Annotated in this window: 15 protein-coding genes; 11 read left to right on the forward strand and 4 right to left on the reverse strand. The window is 70.6% G+C overall.

Features of this window, described 5'->3' with window-relative positions; genetic code table 11:
* Positions 1-6 precede the first annotated feature (6 nt).
* The 9 genes from ACX9TP_RS37720 to ACX9TP_RS37760 all read left to right on the forward strand — a co-directional run bounded on the left by ACX9TP_RS37720 (position 7) and on the right by ACX9TP_RS37760 (position 10,447).
* Positions 7-1,395, forward strand: coding sequence for an ArnT family glycosyltransferase (locus ACX9TP_RS37720; protein ID WP_482975506.1), 1,389 nt, complete (start codon positions 7-9; stop codon positions 1,393-1,395).
* A 153-nt stretch (positions 1,396-1,548) separates the two neighbouring features.
* On the forward strand, positions 1,549-2,652 hold the full coding sequence (locus ACX9TP_RS37725) for a porin (RefSeq protein ID WP_482975507.1): 1,104 nt from the start codon (positions 1,549-1,551) through the stop codon (positions 2,650-2,652).
* 26 nt (positions 2,653-2,678) lie between these two features.
* Positions 2,679-4,643 (forward strand): acetate--CoA ligase, encoded by a 1,965-nt coding sequence (acs, locus tag ACX9TP_RS37730; protein ID WP_482975508.1) that lies wholly within the window; start codon positions 2,679-2,681, stop codon positions 4,641-4,643.
* Positions 4,644-4,657: 14 nt separating this feature from the next.
* Positions 4,658-4,942 (forward strand): DUF485 domain-containing protein, encoded by a 285-nt coding sequence (locus ACX9TP_RS37735; protein ID WP_482975509.1) that lies wholly within the window; start codon positions 4,658-4,660, stop codon positions 4,940-4,942.
* A 7-nt stretch (positions 4,943-4,949) separates the two neighbouring features.
* Entirely contained in the window at positions 4,950-6,578 is a 1,629-nt protein-coding gene (locus ACX9TP_RS37740; protein WP_482975510.1) for a solute symporter family protein, read from the forward strand.
* Between the two features lie 339 nt (positions 6,579-6,917).
* Positions 6,918-7,340, forward strand: coding sequence for a YeeE/YedE family protein (locus tag ACX9TP_RS37745; protein ID WP_482975511.1), 423 nt, complete (start codon positions 6,918-6,920; stop codon positions 7,338-7,340).
* Positions 7,340-7,852 carry a DUF6691 family protein gene (locus ACX9TP_RS37750; RefSeq protein ID WP_482975512.1) on the forward strand — a complete coding sequence of 171 codons (513 nt, stop codon included), beginning with the start codon at positions 7,340-7,342 and terminating at the stop codon, positions 7,850-7,852. Before ACX9TP_RS37745 ends, ACX9TP_RS37750 begins: the two co-directional genes overlap by 1 nt.
* 230 nt (positions 7,853-8,082) lie before the next feature.
* Positions 8,083-9,660 (forward strand): HsdM family class I SAM-dependent methyltransferase, encoded by a 1,578-nt coding sequence (locus ACX9TP_RS37755; RefSeq protein WP_482975513.1) that lies wholly within the window; start codon positions 8,083-8,085, stop codon positions 9,658-9,660.
* Between the two features lie 115 nt (positions 9,661-9,775).
* Positions 9,776-10,447, forward strand: coding sequence for a superoxide dismutase family protein (locus ACX9TP_RS37760; protein WP_482975514.1), 672 nt, complete (start codon positions 9,776-9,778; stop codon positions 10,445-10,447).
* A 196-nt stretch (positions 10,448-10,643) separates the two neighbouring features.
* On the opposite strand, the gene ACX9TP_RS37765 is transcribed toward ACX9TP_RS37760, so the two are convergent.
* From ACX9TP_RS37765 to ACX9TP_RS37780, 4 genes are all read right to left on the reverse strand, one after another.
* A complete protein-coding gene (locus tag ACX9TP_RS37765; RefSeq protein ID WP_482975515.1) occupies positions 10,644-11,726 on the reverse strand; it encodes a DUF6193 family natural product biosynthesis protein in 1,083 nt (360 codons plus the stop codon).
* A gap of 52 nt (positions 11,727-11,778) precedes the next feature.
* Positions 11,779-13,386 (reverse strand): serine hydrolase, encoded by a 1,608-nt coding sequence (locus ACX9TP_RS37770; protein WP_482975516.1) that lies wholly within the window; start codon positions 13,384-13,386, stop codon positions 11,779-11,781.
* 68 nt (positions 13,387-13,454) lie between these two features.
* A complete protein-coding gene (locus ACX9TP_RS37775; protein ID WP_482975517.1) occupies positions 13,455-15,734 on the reverse strand; it encodes a glutamine amidotransferase in 2,280 nt (759 codons plus the stop codon).
* 27 nt (positions 15,735-15,761) lie between these two features.
* On the reverse strand, positions 15,762-16,520 hold the full coding sequence (locus tag ACX9TP_RS37780; RefSeq protein ID WP_482975518.1) for a DUF4159 domain-containing protein: 759 nt from the start codon (positions 16,518-16,520) through the stop codon (positions 15,762-15,764).
* A gap of 147 nt (positions 16,521-16,667) precedes the next feature.
* Between ACX9TP_RS37780 and ACX9TP_RS37785 the strand changes: the two genes are divergently transcribed.
* Both ACX9TP_RS37785 and ACX9TP_RS37790 read left to right on the forward strand, forming a co-directional pair.
* A complete protein-coding gene (locus tag ACX9TP_RS37785) occupies positions 16,668-16,850 on the forward strand; it encodes a molecular chaperone DnaJ (RefSeq protein WP_482975519.1) in 183 nt (60 codons plus the stop codon).
* A 71-nt stretch (positions 16,851-16,921) separates the two neighbouring features.
* A complete protein-coding gene (locus tag ACX9TP_RS37790; RefSeq protein ID WP_482975520.1) occupies positions 16,922-17,629 on the forward strand; it encodes a hypothetical protein in 708 nt (235 codons plus the stop codon).
* The last annotated feature ends 7 nt before the right edge of the window (positions 17,630-17,636 follow it).

The raw sequence follows: 17,636 nt of genomic DNA on the forward strand, positions 1-17,636 counted from the left end.
AGAGGCGTGAGCCCGTCGTCGCCCCCAGCCGTACCCACCCCCACCACCGGACCGGGCCTGAAGGCCTGCCTCGCCGTGCTCGCGGTGTCGGCGGCGCTGCGGCTCGTGCTGGCGCTGGGCACGGACGTCTACTTCGACACCGCGTACTACTGGCAGTGGGCCCGTCACCTGGCGTGGGGCTACTACGACCATCCGCCCATGGCGGCCTGGCTCATCGCGGTGCTCGGCATCCATGCCACGGCGCTGGTGTGTGGCGCGGGCACGGTGGCCGCGGTGTGGGGCCTGGCGCGGGACGTGTACGGCAGCCGCGAGGCGGCGTGGCGCGCGGCGGCGCTGTGGAGCGTGGTGCCCGTGGGCATGGTGGCCGGCGTCTGGGCCACGCCCGACTCGCCGCTGCTCCTCTTCTGGACGCTGGGGCTGTGGGCCCTGTGGAATGAGCGCTGGGGGTGGGCGGGGCTCGCCTGCGGGCTGGCGCTCCTGTCCAAGTACCCGGCGGTGCTGCTGGGCCTCGCCTTCCTGCTCGCGGCCGCGCGCGCGCGGAGGCTGCCGTGGGGGGCCTGGGGCACGGGGGCGCTGGCGCTGCTGTGCTTCGTGCCGGTGGTGCTGTGGAACGCGCGGCACGAGTGGGTGGGGTTCCTCTTCCAGCTCAACCACGGCTTCGAGGGGCGCGGCGGGTGGAACACCTTCGGCGAGTTCCTCGCGGGGCAGCTCGCGCTCGGCGGCCCGGTGCTGTTCCCCCTCGCGCTGGTGTACGCGGTGCGCGGCCCGCGCGAGCAGTTCCTGCTGCGCATGGCGGCGGTGGTGCCGCTGCTCTTCTTCGGCTACGCGTCGGCGCGCGCACGGGGCGAGGCCAACTGGCCCGCGGCGGCCTACGTGGCCGTGTGCGTGGGCGTGGCCGGCATGCGCCCGGCGTGGCAGCGGGCTGCCGCGGCCTCGGGGCTGGCGGTGGTGCTGGCGGTGGGCTCGCACGTGCTCTTCCCCGTGGTGCGCACCGAGCGGCGGGACACGGTGCTGTGGCGCACCCATGGCTGGAGCGTGCTGCGCGAGCTGGCGGCGCCCGAGAAGCTGTTCCCCGGCCTGGAGGCACACAACGTGGCCGTCATCTACGCGCTCAACTACCAGCTCGCGTCCCACGTCGCGGCCTACTCGGGCGCGGTGACGGACACCTTCCCCCCCGCGCGCTTCAGCCAGTATGACGTGTGGCCGGACCCGGCCATCTCCCCGGGGCAGGACGTGCTGTGGGTGGCCGAGGACGGCCCGCCTCCACCGGAGGAACTGGTCGCGCGCTTCACCGCGGTGGAGGGGCACGTGGAGCTGGCGGGGGAGTTCCGCGGGCGGAAGCTGCACACCTTCCTCGTGTGGCGGCTGCGAGGACTGAAGCCCGCGCAGCCGTGAGCCCGCACACCCTGTTACGACGCATTGCATGATTCGTTACCGCGGTAACGCGCACGTCACCTTCCGTAACGTCCTGACGCACCGGGCCAACCCGTAAGGTCCTGAATCTCCGAGCAACGCCCGTTGGCAGAGGCGTTGCTCAGGGCGAGGGGCATGCGCCCTGCCCCCCTCCGCCAGCTGTCGCTCCTGGGCCTCGTGGCCCTGCTGTCCGCCGGCCCCGCGGTCGCAGCCAAGATTCCCATTGGCGACGAAGCCGTCCTCAACATCAGCCTGCTGCTCCAGCCGCAGCTGCAGCTCATCAAGGACGGGGCGCCCGTGGGGGACGTGGGCACCGACCTCTACCTGCGGCGCGCCCGCCTGCTCGTCTTCGGCAACGTCACCCAACGCCTGTCCTTCTTCTTCGAGACGGACCAGCCCAACTTCGGCAAGGACGGCAACTACGACGTCGCCTTCTTCGTCCAGGACGCGTTCGTCTCGTACGAGCTCGTGGACAAGGTCTTCGTGGACGCGGGCTTCCTCATCGCCCCGCTCTCGCGCCACAACCTCCAGGGCGCCATCGCCCTCAACACGGTGGACTACCACTCCAGCCTCGTCCGCTTCACCCCGGGCGTCGGCAAGGTCTGGCGGGACGTGGGCGTGCAGCTGCGCGGCTTCGCGGGGCCGCTCGGCTTCCGCGCCGCCATCCTCAACGGCGCCGAGGGCGTGCGGAAGCCCGACGGCACCACCGTCAACCCGGATGACCTCCCGCGCGGCGTCGCGCTCGTGCGCTGGAACTTCTTCACCCGCGAGGAGGACCTCTTCTTCCAGGGCATCTACTTCGACGACAAGCCGCGCCTCTCCGTGGGCGCGGGTGTCGACTACCAGCCCTCCGCCGTCGCCACCGCCTCGGGCGTCCACGACTCGTTCGCCGTGTCCACGGACGTCTTCCTGGACCTGCCCCTCGCCGGGGACCAGGCCGTCATCTTCAACTCGGGCGTCTTCCACTATCGCCAGGGCTTCGACTCGCCCCAGAGCGGCACCGGCTTCTACTCCGAGGTCGGCTGGCGCTTCGGCCAGCTCGAGCCCCTGCTCTCCGCCGAGTACTTCAACTCGCGCGTGCGGAGCCAGGACGTGTTCGCCCTGAAGCCGGGCTTCAACCTCTGGTTCCAGAAGCACACCCTCAACCTCAAGTCGGAGGTCGCCATCTCCAGGGTGGGCGACCTCTCCGAGGCCGACACCGGCATCACCGGTACGGCCCAGCTCCAGCTCTTCTATTGACCTCCCGCCCCGAAGGAATGACGCGCATGGCCCCGACGCAGGATGACTTCATCCCCCCGAAGGAGCAGTTCACCCGCAGCTCACACGTGAAGAGCCTGGAGGACTACCAGCGCCTCTATCGAAAGAGCCTGGAAGAGCCCGAGGCCTTCTGGGGTGAGATGGCCCAGCAGCTCACCTGGTTCCACAAGCCCGACACCGTGCTCGACGTGGACGCGGAGCAGGTGGACTTCTCGTGGTTCGGCGGCGGCAAGCTCAACGTCGCCTTCAACTGCGTGGACCGCCACGCCAAGGCGCGCCCCGGCAAGCCCGCCATCATCTGGGCGAAGAACGAGCCCGGCGAGTACCAGGTCATCAGCTTCCGGGATTTGCAGCACCACGTGGGCCGCGTGGCCAACGTGCTCAAGGCCCACGGCGTGCGCAAGGGCGACCGCGTCTGCATCTACCTGCCCATGGTGCCGGAGCTGGCGTACACCATGCTCGCCTGCGCGCGCATCGGCGCGGTGCACTCGGTGGTGTTCGCCGGCTTCTCGTCGGAGTCGCTGCGCGAGCGCATCCTCGACTCGGGCGCGAAGGTGCTCGTCACCGCCAACGAGGGCCCGCGCGGCCCCAAGTTCGTGCCCACCAAGGCCATCGCCGACGAGGCGGTGGAGGGCCTCACCCAGGTGGAGTCCATCCTCGTCGTGCGCCGCACCGCCAAGGAGGTGCCCATGCGCGCCGGCCGCGACGCCTGGCTGGACGCGGAGATGTCGAAGCACCGCGGCACCTGTCCCGCCGAGTGGATGGACGCGGAGGACCCGCTCTTCATCCTCTACACCTCCGGCTCCACCGGGAAGCCCAAGGGCGTGCTGCACACCACCGGCGGCTACCTCACCTACGCGGCCACCACGTTCCGCTACGTCTTCGACATCCAGCCGGACGACGTGCACTTCTGCGCCGCGGACCTCGGCTGGGTGACGGGCCACAGCTACATCCTCTACGGGCCGCTGGCGACGGGCACCACCACCGTCATGTTCGAGTCCACGCCCACCTACCCCGACGCGGGCCGGCTCTGGCAGGTGGTGGACGACCTCGAGGCCACCATCCTCTACACCGCGCCCACCGCGCTGCGCGCCCTCATCAAGGAAGGCGACGGCTTCGTGAAGAAGTCCTCGCGCAAGACGCTGCGCCTGCTCGGCTCGGTGGGCGAGCCCATCAACCCCGAGGTGTGGCGCTGGTACCATGACGTGGTGGGCGAGGGCCGCTGCCCGGTGGTGGACACGTGGTGGCAGACGGAGACGGGCGGCATCCTCATCGCCCCGCTGCCGGGCGCCACGCCGTGCAAGCCCGGCTCGGCCACCCTGCCCTTCTTCGGCGTGGAGCCGGTGCTGGTGGACGACGAGGGCCGCGTGATTGAAGGCAACGGCGTCAGCGGCAACCTGTGCCTGGCGCGCTCCTGGCCCGGGCAGGCACGCACGCTGTACGGCCACCACCAGCGCTTCGTGGAGACGTACTACTCGCGCTTCCCCACGCTGTACTTCACGGGTGACGGCTGCCGGCGCGACCAGGACGGCTACTATTGGATTACGGGCCGCGTGGACGACGTGCTCAACGTGTCCGGCCACCGCCTGGGCACCGCCGAGGTGGAGAGCGCGCTGGTGGCCCACGAGTCCGTCGCCGAGGCCGCCGTGGTGGGCTTCCCGCATGACCTCAAGGGCACCGGCGTGTGCGCCTTCGTCACCATGAAGCCGGACTGGTCGGACGCCTCGGCCGAGCAGATGGTGGGTGCGCTGAAGGAGCAGGTACGCCACGTCATCGGCCCCATTGCCACGCCGGACCGTGTGGTGCTGGTCAATGGCCTGCCCAAGACGCGCTCCGGGAAGATTCTGCGGCGCATGCTGCGGAAGATTGCGTCCGGAGAGACGGATAACCTGGGCGACGCCACCACCCTGGCCGACCCCGCCGTGCTCGATGAGCTGCTCACCAAGGGCGTCCCCCCGAAGGCCAGGCGATGAGCGGAGGAACGACGATGCAGACGAACTCCCGAGAGCAGGCCCTGGAAGCGCTGGCCGCGTCACGCTGGCGCGTGGCGGCGGCGCTCACCGTGGCCATGCTGGTGGCGTACCTGGGCTTCATCCTGCTGGTGGCCTTCAACAAGCCGCTGATGGGGCAGCAAATCATCCCCGGCCTGTCCATCGGCATCGTGCTGGGGGTGCTCGTCATCCTCGCCGCGTGGCTGCTGACAGGCATCTACATCGTCTGGGCGAATGGGAAGTACGACCGGGCCCTCCACCAGTACCGGGACAGGAAGTGAGGACGGCATGAACCCGACCACGACGGGCACGCAGCTGGGCCAGCCCAACACCACGGCCATCGTCTTCTTCCTCCTCTTCGTCGGCATCACCCTGGCGATTACGTACTGGGCGGCGCGCAAGACGAAGACGACGTCCGAGTTCTTCGCCGCGGGAGGCGGCGTCAGCGCCGTGCAGAACGGCTTCGCGCTGGCCGGCGACTTCATGAGCGCCGCCAGCTTCCTGGGCATCGCGGGGCTGGTGGCCATGTCCGGCTTCGACGGGCTCATCTACTCGGTGGGGTGGCTGGTGGGCTGGCCGGTGGTGACGTTCCTCATCGCCGAGCCCCTGCGCAACCTGGGCAAGTACACCTTCGCGGACGTGGTGGCGTACCGGCTGAAGCAGACGCCGGTGCGCCTGGCCGCGGCGCTGGGCACGCTCGCGGTGGTGAGCTTCTACCTGATTGCGCAGATGGTGGGTGCCGGCAACCTCATCCACCTGCTCTTCGGCCTGTCGTACGAGATGGCCGTCATCATCGTGGGCGCGGTGATGATTCTGTACGTGCTCTTCGGCGGGATGATTGCCACCACGTGGGTGCAAATCGTGAAGGCGGTGCTGCTGCTGGCGGGCGCGACGGCGCTGGCGGTGGCGGTGCTCTACAAGTTCGGCTTCAACCCGGTGAACCTCTTCAACGAGGCGGCCACCCAGTACGGCGCGGAGACGCTGGCGCCCGGCAAGCTGGTGGCGAGCCCCCTGGAGGCCATCTCCCTGGGCCTGGCGCTGATGTTCGGCACCGCGGGCCTGCCGCACATCCTGATGCGCTTCTACACGGTGCCTGACGCGAAGGCGGCGCGCAGCAGCGTGTTCTACGCCACGGGGCTCATCGGCTACTTCTACCTGGTGACGTTCATCCTCGGCTTCGGCGCGTCGGTGCTGGTGGGCCGCACGGCGATTACCGGAGTGGACAAGGGCGGCAACATGGCGGCGCCCATGCTGGCGGAGGTGGTGGGCGGCACGGGCTTCCTGGGCTTCATCGCCGCGGTGGCCTTCGCCACGATTCTCGCGGTGGTGGCGGGCCTGACGCTGTCCGGCGCGGCGGCACTGTCCCACGACTTGTGGTCCACCGTGGTGCGCAAGGGCAAGGCGCCCGAGCACGAGCAGCTCAAGGTGGCACGGCTCGCCAGCCTCCTGCTGGGAGTGCTCGCGGTGGTGCTCGGGGTCATCTTCAAGGGGCAGAACGTGGCCTTCATGGTGGGCCTCGCCTTCGCCATCGCCGCGAGCGGCAACTTCCCCGCGCTGCTGCTGTCCATGTCGTGGAAGAAGTTCACCACGAATGGCGCGGTGGCCAGCATGCTGGTGGGCACGTTCAGCGCGGTGGTGCTCATCTTCCTGTCGCCCACGGTGCAGGTGGACCTGCTGAAGAACACCACGGCGTTCTTCCCGCTGAAGAACCCGGGCGTCATCACCATCCCCCTCGCCTTCCTGGTGGGCGTGGTGGTGTCGCTGCTCTTCCCGGAGCACGAGGCGTCCGACCGCTTCGACGAGGTCCGGCACCGGATGCACGTGGGCGCGCCCACGGAGGGCCTGCCCGCGCCGGAGGTGCCGGCCTCCGCGGCCGTCGCCACGCCGCCGCCGGGGGTCCACCCGAGCAAGGCCTGACGGTTCGCCCGGGCTTCCAAGGAGGAGCCCGGGCCCGCGCCCGTCTTCGACGTGAAGCTCAGGGGCGCGGGCTCCTGCCGGGCGAGCAGCGCCTCCAGCGCCTCGCCATCACCCTTCCGGGCCGCCGCCGACAGCTCCGCCTCACTTCTCGCCGCCATGGGAGTCCTTCTCTCGGACGCACGGCCCGGGGACCGCCTGGCTGGGGAGCAGGGCACTCTTCCGGCCGCCCGATGAATCCCATTTCCATCGGCCCGACTCTCACTGTGGGGAGGCCATGGCGATGCTCTTCCGACAGCTCTTCAATGCTCCGTCTGCGACCTGTATCTCGGGAGACCAGCGATGAATCCATTCCTCCTTTCGCTCCTGGGCGGCGTCCTCATTGGCATCAGCGCCTCCCTGCTGCTCCTCTTCAACGGCCGCATCGCGGGCGTCAGTGGCATCACCGCGGGCATCGTCACGCCCGCGAGCGGTGACGTCGCCTGGCGCGCGGCCTTCGTCGGCGGCCTCGTCCTCGGAGGCGCGTTGCTGGCGGTATTCCTGCCCCGGGCGCTGGGAGCTCCGGTCGTCTCGGGGGTGGGCGTCAGCGTCCTCGCGGGCCTGCTCGTCGGCTTCGGCTCACGGCTGGGCGGAGGCTGCACCAGCGGGCACGGCGTCTGTGGCGTGGCACGCGGCGCCAGGCGCTCGCTGGTGGCCACCTCCGTCTTCGTGGCCACCGGAATGGGCACCGCCTTCGTGATGCGGCACCTGCTGGGAGGTGCGTGATGAAGGCGGTATTGATGGCCCTGGTGGCGGGCCTGCTCTTCGCGCTGGGCCTGGGCATCGGAGGGATGACGGACCCGGCCCGCGTCATGGGCTTCCTCGACGTCGCTGGCGCCTGGGACCCGAGCCTCCTCTTCCTCATGGCCGGCGCCGTCGGGACTCACGCCGTCCTGCGACGGTTCATCCTGAGGCGGACGCAGCCAGTGCTCGCGCCGGCCTTCCCCAAGCTGACGCAGACGCGAGTGGACCGTCGGCTCGTCGGCGGCGCGGCCCTGTTCGGCATCGGCTGGGGGCTGGCGGGCTACTGCCCGGGGCCGGCCCTCGTCTCGCTGGCGAAGGGCGCGCCCACGGTGCTGCTCTTCGTCGCGGCCATGCTGGCGGGCATGGGCCTCTTCCGCGGGTGGGAGTTGGCCGTGATGCGGCGGAGGTCCCTCGGGCCTTCGGCCGGTGAGCACTCCACCGGCGGGCTGCGTGTTGGCGAAGGCGACCGCCAGCACGTGGGCTCCACGCCCTGAACGTCGCTCCCCGGCAGACCCGCCCACCGTGACACGGGCCCCCGGCATCGACAGCCCCGGTGCCATCTCTTCCGCCGTGGGTCAAGCCACGAGGGTTTTGCGGCAACGCGTCTTGCCCTCCAGGGCAGGTGAGTTGACGCGAAGGACACAGCAGCGCGCCTGGGTGGAGTACCGGGGGGCTGGCCCGGCACGGACGCGGTATGTCGGTGGCCAGGACGATGGGGGGATGGATGCGACGCGCTGCCAGCAGCCCGTTGGAGGTGGACGAGGAGAAGCTCGTCCGTCAGTTCCCCGGACTGAACCGCAAGGCGGTGGGGGCGTTCTTCACGCCCGCGCCGCTGGTGGAGCGCACGCTGGCGCTCGCGCTGGAGCACCTGGGCGACGGCCCGCTCACCGTGGTGGACCCGGCCTGCGGCGCGGGCGCCTTCCTCGCGGCGGTGGCGAAGCGACGGCCCGATGCGCGGCTGTGCGGCCTGGAATTGGATCCGGAGGTGGCGCGCGTCTGCCAGGCCCGCGTGCCCGGCGCGGACATCCGCGTGGGAGATTCGCTGCGCGGCGGGCTGGAGCCGCTGCTCGCCGCCACGCCGCCGGAGCACCGGGAGCTATGGGTGGGAAACCCGCCCTACAACGGCACGTCGCCGGTGCTGAAGGACGCGAGCACCTACGCGCGACTGCGCGCCCTCCTCCCGCTGGCCCTGCTTCCGGGCACCAGCTTGCGAGACGACTTCGCCTTCTTCCTCCTGGTGGCCGCGCACCGGCTCGTCTCGCGACCCGGAGTGCTCGCCTTCATCACCCCGGCGACGCTGCTGGACGCGTTCATGTACGCGCCACTGCGCCAGTCCCTGCTGGCCACGCTGGCCCTGCGCGAGGTGGTGGACCTGGGCCCCGGCGCCTTCTCCGGCACGCAGGTGCGCACGTGCATCACCGTGTGGTCCTCGCTGCCGGGCCCGCGCGTGGCTCCGCGCTTCGAGCGCCGGGGTGTCTGGCAGGGCTTCACCCCCGAGGCTCCGGAGTGGCGCCTCGCGCCCACGGCCCCGGAGGCCGCGGACCTGGACGCGCGGTGGCGGGCGGAGGGCGAGCCGCTGAGCACGCTCATCCCGGTGAGCCTGCCCGGCGTGAAGACGCGCTTCGACGAGCTGCTGGTGGACGCGGACGCAAAGCGACTGCTGGCGCGTGTGCGAGCCTTCGCCGCGGCCCGGAAGGAACAGCTGCCCGACTTCGCGCGGGCCCACGGACTGCCGGAGGAGCTGCTCCCCAAGCTTCACGAGCTGAAGGCGGGCCCGCCGCTGGAGGTGGACCCGAGCCACGTGCGCCCCTTCTTCCGCTACGGGGGCGCGCGCCACCGGGGCACGGTGCCGCCCGAGGCGCGGGCGTACTGCTACCTGGACCGGCGCCTCATCCCCCGGGGAGACCACCGGCTGCGCGGGCCGTATGACCCGCACCTGGGCGCGGTGAAGCTCCTCTTCAACGTGCGCGAGCTGCCGCTGTCGGCCGCGCTGCTCGAGGAAGAGGGCTGCGTGCATGACCATCGGCACGCGCGCTTCGCGCCGCTATACGTGCCCCAGCGCCTGCGGGACGAGGGGCTCGCCGTCACCCGCTCCGCGTCGACGCTGGAGGAGCTGGGGCCGCTGGTGCCCAACCTGTCGCCACGGGGACAGGCGTGGGCGGAGCGGCTCGGAGGACCCCTCGAGGCCTTCCGGGCGCTGGTGGCGTTCCTCAACGGGCCCGAGGTCCAGGACATCTGGGCGCCAGCCTTCGGCGCCTCCCGCGTGGTGCCGGTGCCGCTGGGGGCTGCCGCGAAGGAGTGAACGCTTCCGGGGCAGCGGACGCGAAGGCCCGCACGGTTTCCGAGGCACCGTGAATGCGCAATCGCTAGTGTCGTCTTTTCTCCGTAGCGAACCACCCAGGAGGAAGGACCCACTTATGAAGATTCGAGCCCTGCTGACCGCCGCCGCCCTCACCGCCGCCATGCCCGCACTGGCCCAGGCCCCGGAGGCCGCGACGCCCGCCCAGGAAGAGGGAGGAAAGGGTCAGGGCAAGGGGGCCATGGGTCAGGGCAAGGGAAAGGGACAGGGACAGGAGAAGTCGGCCGGTGAGCAGCCCGCCGCTCCGGCGCCGGCTCCGGAGAAGAAGGCGCCTCCGAAGGGCGAGATGGCGAAGGCGATGGTGAAGGACGCCCAGGGCAAGGACGTGGGTGAAATCACGCTCGAGCAGACGGCGCAGGGCGTGGTCGTGAAGGGAACCCTGAGCAACCTGCCGCCCGGCCAGCACGCCTTCCACATCCACGAGACGGGCAAGTGCGAGGCCCCGGACTTCAAGACGGCGGGCGGCCACTTCAATCCGAGCAAGAAGGCCCACGGCATGATGGCGAAGAAGGGCAAGCACCACGGAGACCTGCCCAACCTCTACGTGGGCCAGGACGGCCGCGTGCAGTTCGACATCTTCGCCCAGAGCGGCCTCACGCTGAAGCAGCTGTTCGACAAGGACGGCTCGGCGGTGGTGGTGCACACCAAGGAGGACGACTACTTCACCGACCCGACCGGCGACGCCGGCGGCCGCATCGCCTGCGGCGTGGTGGAGAAGGCGCAGCAGTAGGCATCCGCGCGGTGGGTGCCTCTCCCAGGCCGGGGAGGCACCCTGCCTGGCAGCGTCCTGTTCGGAAATGTCGGGACATTTCGCGCCACAAACTCCCCGACATTTCCGAACAGGACGGTCCCCGCGCCTGCCCGGGGAGCTCCTGCGAGGTCCGGCAGGAGCTTCCTCGCCACGCAAGCCCGTCCGCATTCCCGGGTCAGGACTCCCGGTGCTCCTCGCTTCCGTAGAAGGTGGAGTCACCTTCGGCCGTCAGAATCTCCTCGACGACCTGTAAGACCTCTTCCGTGCGTCCCTCCAGCTTCCGGGCACCTGCGCGCACCGTGTATCGCGCCAATCCCGGGTCGGCCCGGGGAGCACGGGAGCTCTCGTGGGGAATGATGACCGGAAGCCCCGCCGTAGAGAACGGATAGACAGGGCAGCGGGAGAAGCAGAGCACCTCGTGGCTCGTGAACACGAAGAAGCGCCGGATGACGGGGTGCCGCGCCATGCGCTCCAGCAGAGGAAGGTGCGCCGCCATCGGTTCCCAGCGTCCCGTGGCCTGACTCTGCCGCGCGTGTGCGATGTGGAACTCCCAGAGCCACTCCGCGTAGCGGCCCTGCTCGTAGGACGGAGCGTGGGGTTCGCCGTGGACGAAGGGGAACTCACGCGTGAGCGGGTCGACGCGAGCACCTGAGTCCAGCCATCGCCCGATGGCGGTGGCGAGCGCATCTACATCCGAGGTCGCTCCCACGGCCAGGTTCGTGCCCAGGTGGCTGAACGTGCAGCGTGCTTCGGAGCCCGGCTGGAGCGCTTCGAGCTCGCAGGAGCGGCCATCCCCCTCCACGGTCAACGTGTAGGAGTCTCCAATCTCCTGCTCGAAGGAGCACCGCCGGGATGACCCCAGGCGCTCCAGCACGCCATCCACCTTCCCGCGCAGCGCTTCGAGTGCTCGCCTCTGCCGGTCGATGAAGGGGAAGCGCGAGTACAACTCCTGGAGCGGTGTCGCATCCAGGAGCCAGGCCTGGAGCACGTGAGGCACCACGTCGACCGAGCGCGTCCGCCCCTTCGCCAGCGCTTGCGCGCCTTCTCCTTCGGAGAGCACGAGGTAGTACTCCGCTCCCTCGCGGTTGTAGTGGAACGTGTGCACCCGGCAGGAACGCTCCCCTGCCCGCGCGTCGACGTGCCAGTGAACGCCCGCCCCCTCCATCGCGAGTGCCACGGGCGCCGAAGGGTGCGCGAATCGCAGCTCCAGCAGGGCCAGCAGCTCTCGCGCGTGCGCTTCTTCCTCGTACCTCGGCATGGAACGCGTCCTGTCTCTCCAGCCCTCGAGTCGCTCCTGCAGGCGGGCTGGGTCAGTGGACGGGGCGGACAACGGCTCCGGCCGCCCCGTCCTTCACGGGCGTGAAGAGCAGGTCCTGGAAGTCGTAGCTGAAGTCCGTCAGCGGTGACACGGGCTGCATCCGCATCTCGGCGATGGAGCCGTCGGGCTTCAGCGAGAAGCTCACGTACGCATCCGCGTTCAGCGCGCGGTCCTTCCACTTCGCCACGAAGGTGTCGTACTGCCAGTGCTCCAGCACCCCGGTGAACGCGGGCGTGCGGCTGAAGCGCATGACGAGCTTCTCCCCCTCCTTCACGATGGCCACGTCCCCGTACCAGGCATCCCGGTACTTCCCCACGTACGCGTCCACGGGAAGCGAGGGCCGCGACTGCGCATTCCGTCCCGCGCTCGCCGCGCCCACCACCGCCTGCGCCCTGGCTTCCTTCTCCTCCTCGTCTGCCTTGAACGCGGCGACCCAGTCCGTGGCGGGCGCGCCCAGGTACGCGTCCAGCAGCGTCCACGTGGGCGCCTCGTAACCGCCACGCGCTTCCTGGTTCGTCAGCACGGCGATGCCCAGCCGCTGCTCGGGGACGAGCACCACGCGCGACACGTAGCCCGCCAGCCCGCCCGTGTGCCCCACCAGCTTGAGGCCCCGGTAGTCGCGCAGCGACCAGCCCAGCCCGTACGCCGCGAAGTTCGCGCGCGTCCCGGCCAGCGCCTTCGACGGCTCCTTGACGGGCAGCACCGTCTGCGCGGACCACATCTCGCGAGACTGCTCCTCGCTGAAGAGCCGCTTCTTCCCGTCCGTGCCCGGAATCACGCCGCGCTCCAGCTGCGCGAGCATCCACCGGGACAGCTCATTCACGCTGGTGTTGATGGCACCCGCGGGCGCGTTGTTGTCGAAGGGCACCGGGGCAATGGCCGTCAGCACGCCATCCGCCTTCGCATGCGGCATCGCCACGTTCGCGCCGGGGCGGAAGGCCGTCACGCTGGTGTTGCTGGTGCGCATCCCGAGCGGCGCGAAGATGCGCTCGCGGATGAACGCGCTCCACGTCTTCCCGCTCGCCTTCTCGATGACCTTCCCCGCGACGAGGTAGAGGATGTTGTCGTACGCGTACCGGCTGCGGAAGCTGCTGGCCGGGGGAATGCGCCGCAGCCGCGAGACAATCTCGTCCTCGGTGAACGTCGTCTGCGGGAAGTAGAGCAAGTCCCCCGCGCCCAGCCCCAGGCCGCTGCGATGCACCAGCAGGTCACGCACCGTCAGCTCGCGCGTGACGTACGGGTCGTACATCTGGAACGACGGCAGGTGGTCGATGACGCGGTCGTCCCACTGGAGCTTGCCCTCATCCACGAGCATGGCCAGCGCCGCCGCGGTGAAGGCCTTGGTGTTGGAGGCGATGCCGAACAGCGAGTCCGGCGTCACCGGCGCGCGCTCACCGAGCTTCCGCACGCCATAGCCCTTGGTCAGCACCACCTTCCCGTCCTTCACGACGGCGATGGCGATGCCGGGCACCTCGAAGGCCTCCATCGTCCGCGCAATCGCGGCGTCGATGTCCGGCTGCGAAACGGGCTGCGAGCCCTGCTGCTGCGCGAAGGGCGTGAGCGGGAGGACGACGAGGAGAAGCGCGAGGGCGTATCGCACGGGAGCTCCGGGTGGGGGACAGGCGACTGTCTACCGCACCCGGGCCTCGCGCTACAGCGGCGCCCCGCTCACACGTAGCCGAACCGGCGCCGCGCGAACCACTCCGCGCCGAGCAGGGCAATCAGCGCCACCAGGTAGTACCAGCGGTCCCATAGCGGCTGGTCCTTGGCGCGGCCCACCTCCACCACCGGCGGGTCCAGGAGCGGCACATCCGGCAGCCCGTCCTGGGGCAGCTTGTACGCCTTGCCACCCGTCGCCTTCGCGATGGCCTCCATCAGCTCCGGCCGCACCGACGCATCCGACAGCTCCGGCCCCACGGCGCGCACGGCCACCGCGTCCTCGCCCGAGCCCAAATCCGTCTCACCCTTCTTCGCCGAGGCCAGGAGCTTGTACGGACCCGGCGCGGGCGGCGCGAACTCCAGCCGCACCACGCCATCCACGCCCGTCGTCCCCGTCTGCACCGCCACGGGCTTCTGCGCCGCGACGGAGAACAGCTCCACGCGCACCTGCGCGTCCTGCGCGGGCTGGTAGTCCGCCATGCGCGCCTGCACCACCACGCCCACGGGCCGGCCCGGCTCCACGGACGGCGGGTCCGCCGTCACCTTCAGCGTCGTCAGGTCCGGGTCTCTCACCAGCCAGCGCAGCGCATTGCCCCAGAAGCGGTCATACGCGCGGCTCGGCGAGCCGTCCCGGTGCGCCGCGAAGGCCCAGTACCAGGACGCATCCGTCGCCATCACCAGCGCCCGGCCCCGGCCGTAGTCCCACACCGCCACCAGCGGCACGCTCTTCCCGTTCGCCGTCATGTGCGGCACGTCCAGCAGCACCGTGGCCCCGGGACGCGCCGTCGTGAGGTTGGCGCCGGGAATGGGCGGCAGCTCGGCCCACGCGGCCTCGGTGCTCGCGGCGCCCGTGCCAATGCCCGTTATCGGGTGGCGCTGCCCCTCCGGCGTCAGGCGGGCCTTGAAGGGCTCCGGGTTGGCGGGGCCTGCGGCGGCGACGGGCAGCGCCTCCATCAGCGTGGGCATCATCGCGCGGCCCTCGCCCAGCACGCTGTCGCCACCAATCATCACGAAGGCGCCGCCGTTGTGGATGTAGCGCTCCAGGTTGCGCTCGTACTCGGCGATGGACAGCGACGGGTCCGCGTGCCCGAAGTTCTGGAAGATGACGACGTCGAAGGTGTCCAGCTTCGTGTCGAAAATCTCCTCCATGGGGAAGGGAATCAGCGACAGCTCGCGCTCGCTCGACACTCCCGGGTCGTCCGACAGCGTGCGAAGGATGTAGAAGGACACCAGGTCCACGTTGGCGTCCTGGCGCAACAGGCCGCGCAGGTAGCGCTCGTCCCACGAGGGCCGGCCCACCACCAGCAGCACGCGCACGCGGTCTCGAATCACCTTCAGCGTGAAGGAGCGCGTGTTGTTGTCCGCCACCGCCTCGTCCGGGAAGGTGGGCACCGTCACCGTGTAGACGAAGCGCCCCGTCTGGTCCGGCGTGAAGGTGAAGGACACCGGCTTCATGTCGTCCGAGGACTCCAGGCGCACCGTCTTGCTCGCCACCGTCTTGCCTTCCTGGCTGAGCACCACCGGAATCTCGCGCCCGCTGAAGCCGCGGCCGTGAATCTCCACCTCCACGGTGAGCGAGTTGCGCACGAAGGCGAAGTCATCCACCTTCAGCCCCTCCACCGCGAGGTCCTTCAGCGCCTCCTGGCCCACGGTGAAGGTGGACACGGGGACATTCAGGTCCGCCAGCGCCGCGCGCGCCCGGCCCACCACGCCGGCCTTCAGGTCCTGGTTGTCCGCGCCGTCGCTGAACAGCAGCATCCCCGACAGCTTGCGAGCGCCCTGCCCCGCCCCGGCCGCCGCGCGCACCGCGGCGAGCAGGTCCGTGGTGCCCGCGCGCGCCGGCTCCTTCGCCAGGGACGCGGGTGTCACCGGCGCCAGCTCCGGGTCGAAGCCGTACATCTCCACCGTGAAGCGGTCCTGCAGGGCGGCCAGCTGCGGCGCGGCCTTCTCCAGGAAGGAGGCCACCTGCGCGGTGCGCGTGGGGCCGCCGGGCTCCGAGGGGAAGCTCATGGAGGCGGAGCGGTCCACCAGCACGGCGACGCGGTTCTTCATCCGCGCCACCTGCAGGTGGCGGATGCCGGGCTCCAGGAGGAAGAAGAGCGCGGCCACGCCCGCGCCCACGCGCAGGGTCCACAGGAGCACGCGGCGCAGGCGCGAGGGCTCGCGGCGCACGCCCCAGGCGGCCAGCGCCACGCCCAGCACCAGGCCGAGGGCGAGCAACACCAGCGCCCACTGCGGGAGCGGAGAGAGGCTGACGAGCTTCCAGGCGTTGAAGGTGGGGGAGTTCATCCAGGCTTTCGGCGTCAGGCCGGTGCTTCAGCGCCGCTTGTTGAGGATGAGCGGCAGGTGGACGGCGTCGTCCTTGTAGTCGAGGCAGAGGGCATACATGCAGATGTTGATGCCCAGGCGCACGGCCAGCTCACGCTGGGGTTCGCCGCCGGGAGACACGTCGAACTCGTAGTCGCCGGACTCGCTGCGGCTCCACGCCCCGGCCAGGTCGTTCTGCGAGTACAGCACCGCGGCGCGCTTGCCCATCATGCACGCCGACATCTGCGGCTTGTTGAGCAGCCGCCCGGGCGCCGCGTCCAGCAGGAAGAAGGACTTGAACACCACGTGCCCGGACGACAGCTCGGCCAGCGGGCTCTGCGGCAGCACCCGCGCCATCTCCCGGCGGAAGGACGCGTCGAAGCCGTCCCCGTCGCTGGCGTCGTTGGCGTCCGCCAGCATGAAGCCGCCGTACGTCAGGTAGCGCCGCAGGTTGGCCACCTCGGCGTCGGTGAGCGCGGGGAAGGAGCCCTCGCCGCCCATGTAGAGGAAGGGGTACTCGAAGAGGTCCGGCGAACTGAGCGGGAAGCCGCGCGCGTCCGGCACCACCTCCACCGAGGTACGCCGCTGCAGCTCCCAGGCGATGCGGCGCAGCCCGGACATGCGCAAATCCCAGCGGCCTCCGTGCCGGGCCACCGCGGGGATGAAACGGCTCTTCTCGCCAAAGGCGTCCGCCCGCCGGGACAGCAGCGGGGCGAGCGCGGCGGTGCCGAGCAGGAGGTTTCGACGCGTCAATCGCCGGGAGGACATGGAGCGTTCCTATATACCGTCGACGGGTACTCGCATTCCCCGGTATAGAGGGCCCCCATGGCAAAAGGCGGACAGACGTCTCCAGGGCCAGGGTCGCCCGGGTCGGCGGACGTGAGGGCCGCCTGGGCCCGCAGGGAGGCCGGCGACGTGGCCGGAGCCCGGCGGGACGCCGAGCGCATCCTGGCCCAGAACCCCTCCGCCGAGGACCGGGCCGAAGCCGAGGAGCTGCTCCGGCGCACCTCCACCCCCAGGAGCCTGTACGGCTTCGCCCTGCTGGGCGCCGCCATCTTCGTCGTGCTGCTGGTGCTCGCGCTGTCCCGATACGCGTAAGCTCACCAGCGCGCGTCCCCTTCCGGCACGCGCACCGCTTCGCTGCGCGCGGAGCCAAGGAGACCCAAGTCATGGAAGGCCTTCTCCAGGCCCTCAGGGCGTACGAGACGTTCAACCCCTCGGGCTGGGTGGGCATCTACCGGCTGCTGCCCATGTGGGCCGGCATCGTCTGCTGTGTCGTCGGGGTGACGTTGCTGCTGGCGGGCGGCGGGCGGCTGTTCCGCGTGCTCGCGGGGCCCCTCGGCGCGCTGCTGGGCGTGTGGTGCACCGGCATCGTCACCACGAAGCTCGGGATGCCGGAGGTGGTGCCCAGGCTGCCCACCATCGTCGCGGCGGTGCTGCTGGCGCTGGGCTTCCTCTTCCCCCCGGCCATCACCTTCGTGGGCCTGGGCGTGCCGCTGGGCCTGGTCGCCGGGCAGATTGCCGGGCCCCAGGACTTCCTCTTGGGCTTCGCGCCGGGCTTCATCATCGGCGGGCTGGTGGGCGCGCTGCTGCACCGCGTGGTGGCCGCGCTCGTCGCGTCCTCGGTGGGCGCGTGGGTGCTCGTCATCGGCGCGCTCGCGGCGCTGCACCAGTTCGGCGGGCTGGTGGCCGCCGTGGCCAGCCGCCCCTGGGGCGTCATCGTCGCGGCGGGCCTCTTCGCCATCGCCGGCGCGGTGTACCAGCTGGCCGTCCGCCCCTCTCCCGAGGATGCGGACAAGCGGAGCGCCGAGCGCGAACAGCTGAAGCAGCGCCAGGCGGAGCAGCGGGCGCTCGAGAAGCGCTGGGGCGCCAAGTAGCCCCGAC

It is taken from the genome of Pyxidicoccus sp. M15 (genome assembly GCF_056858435.1).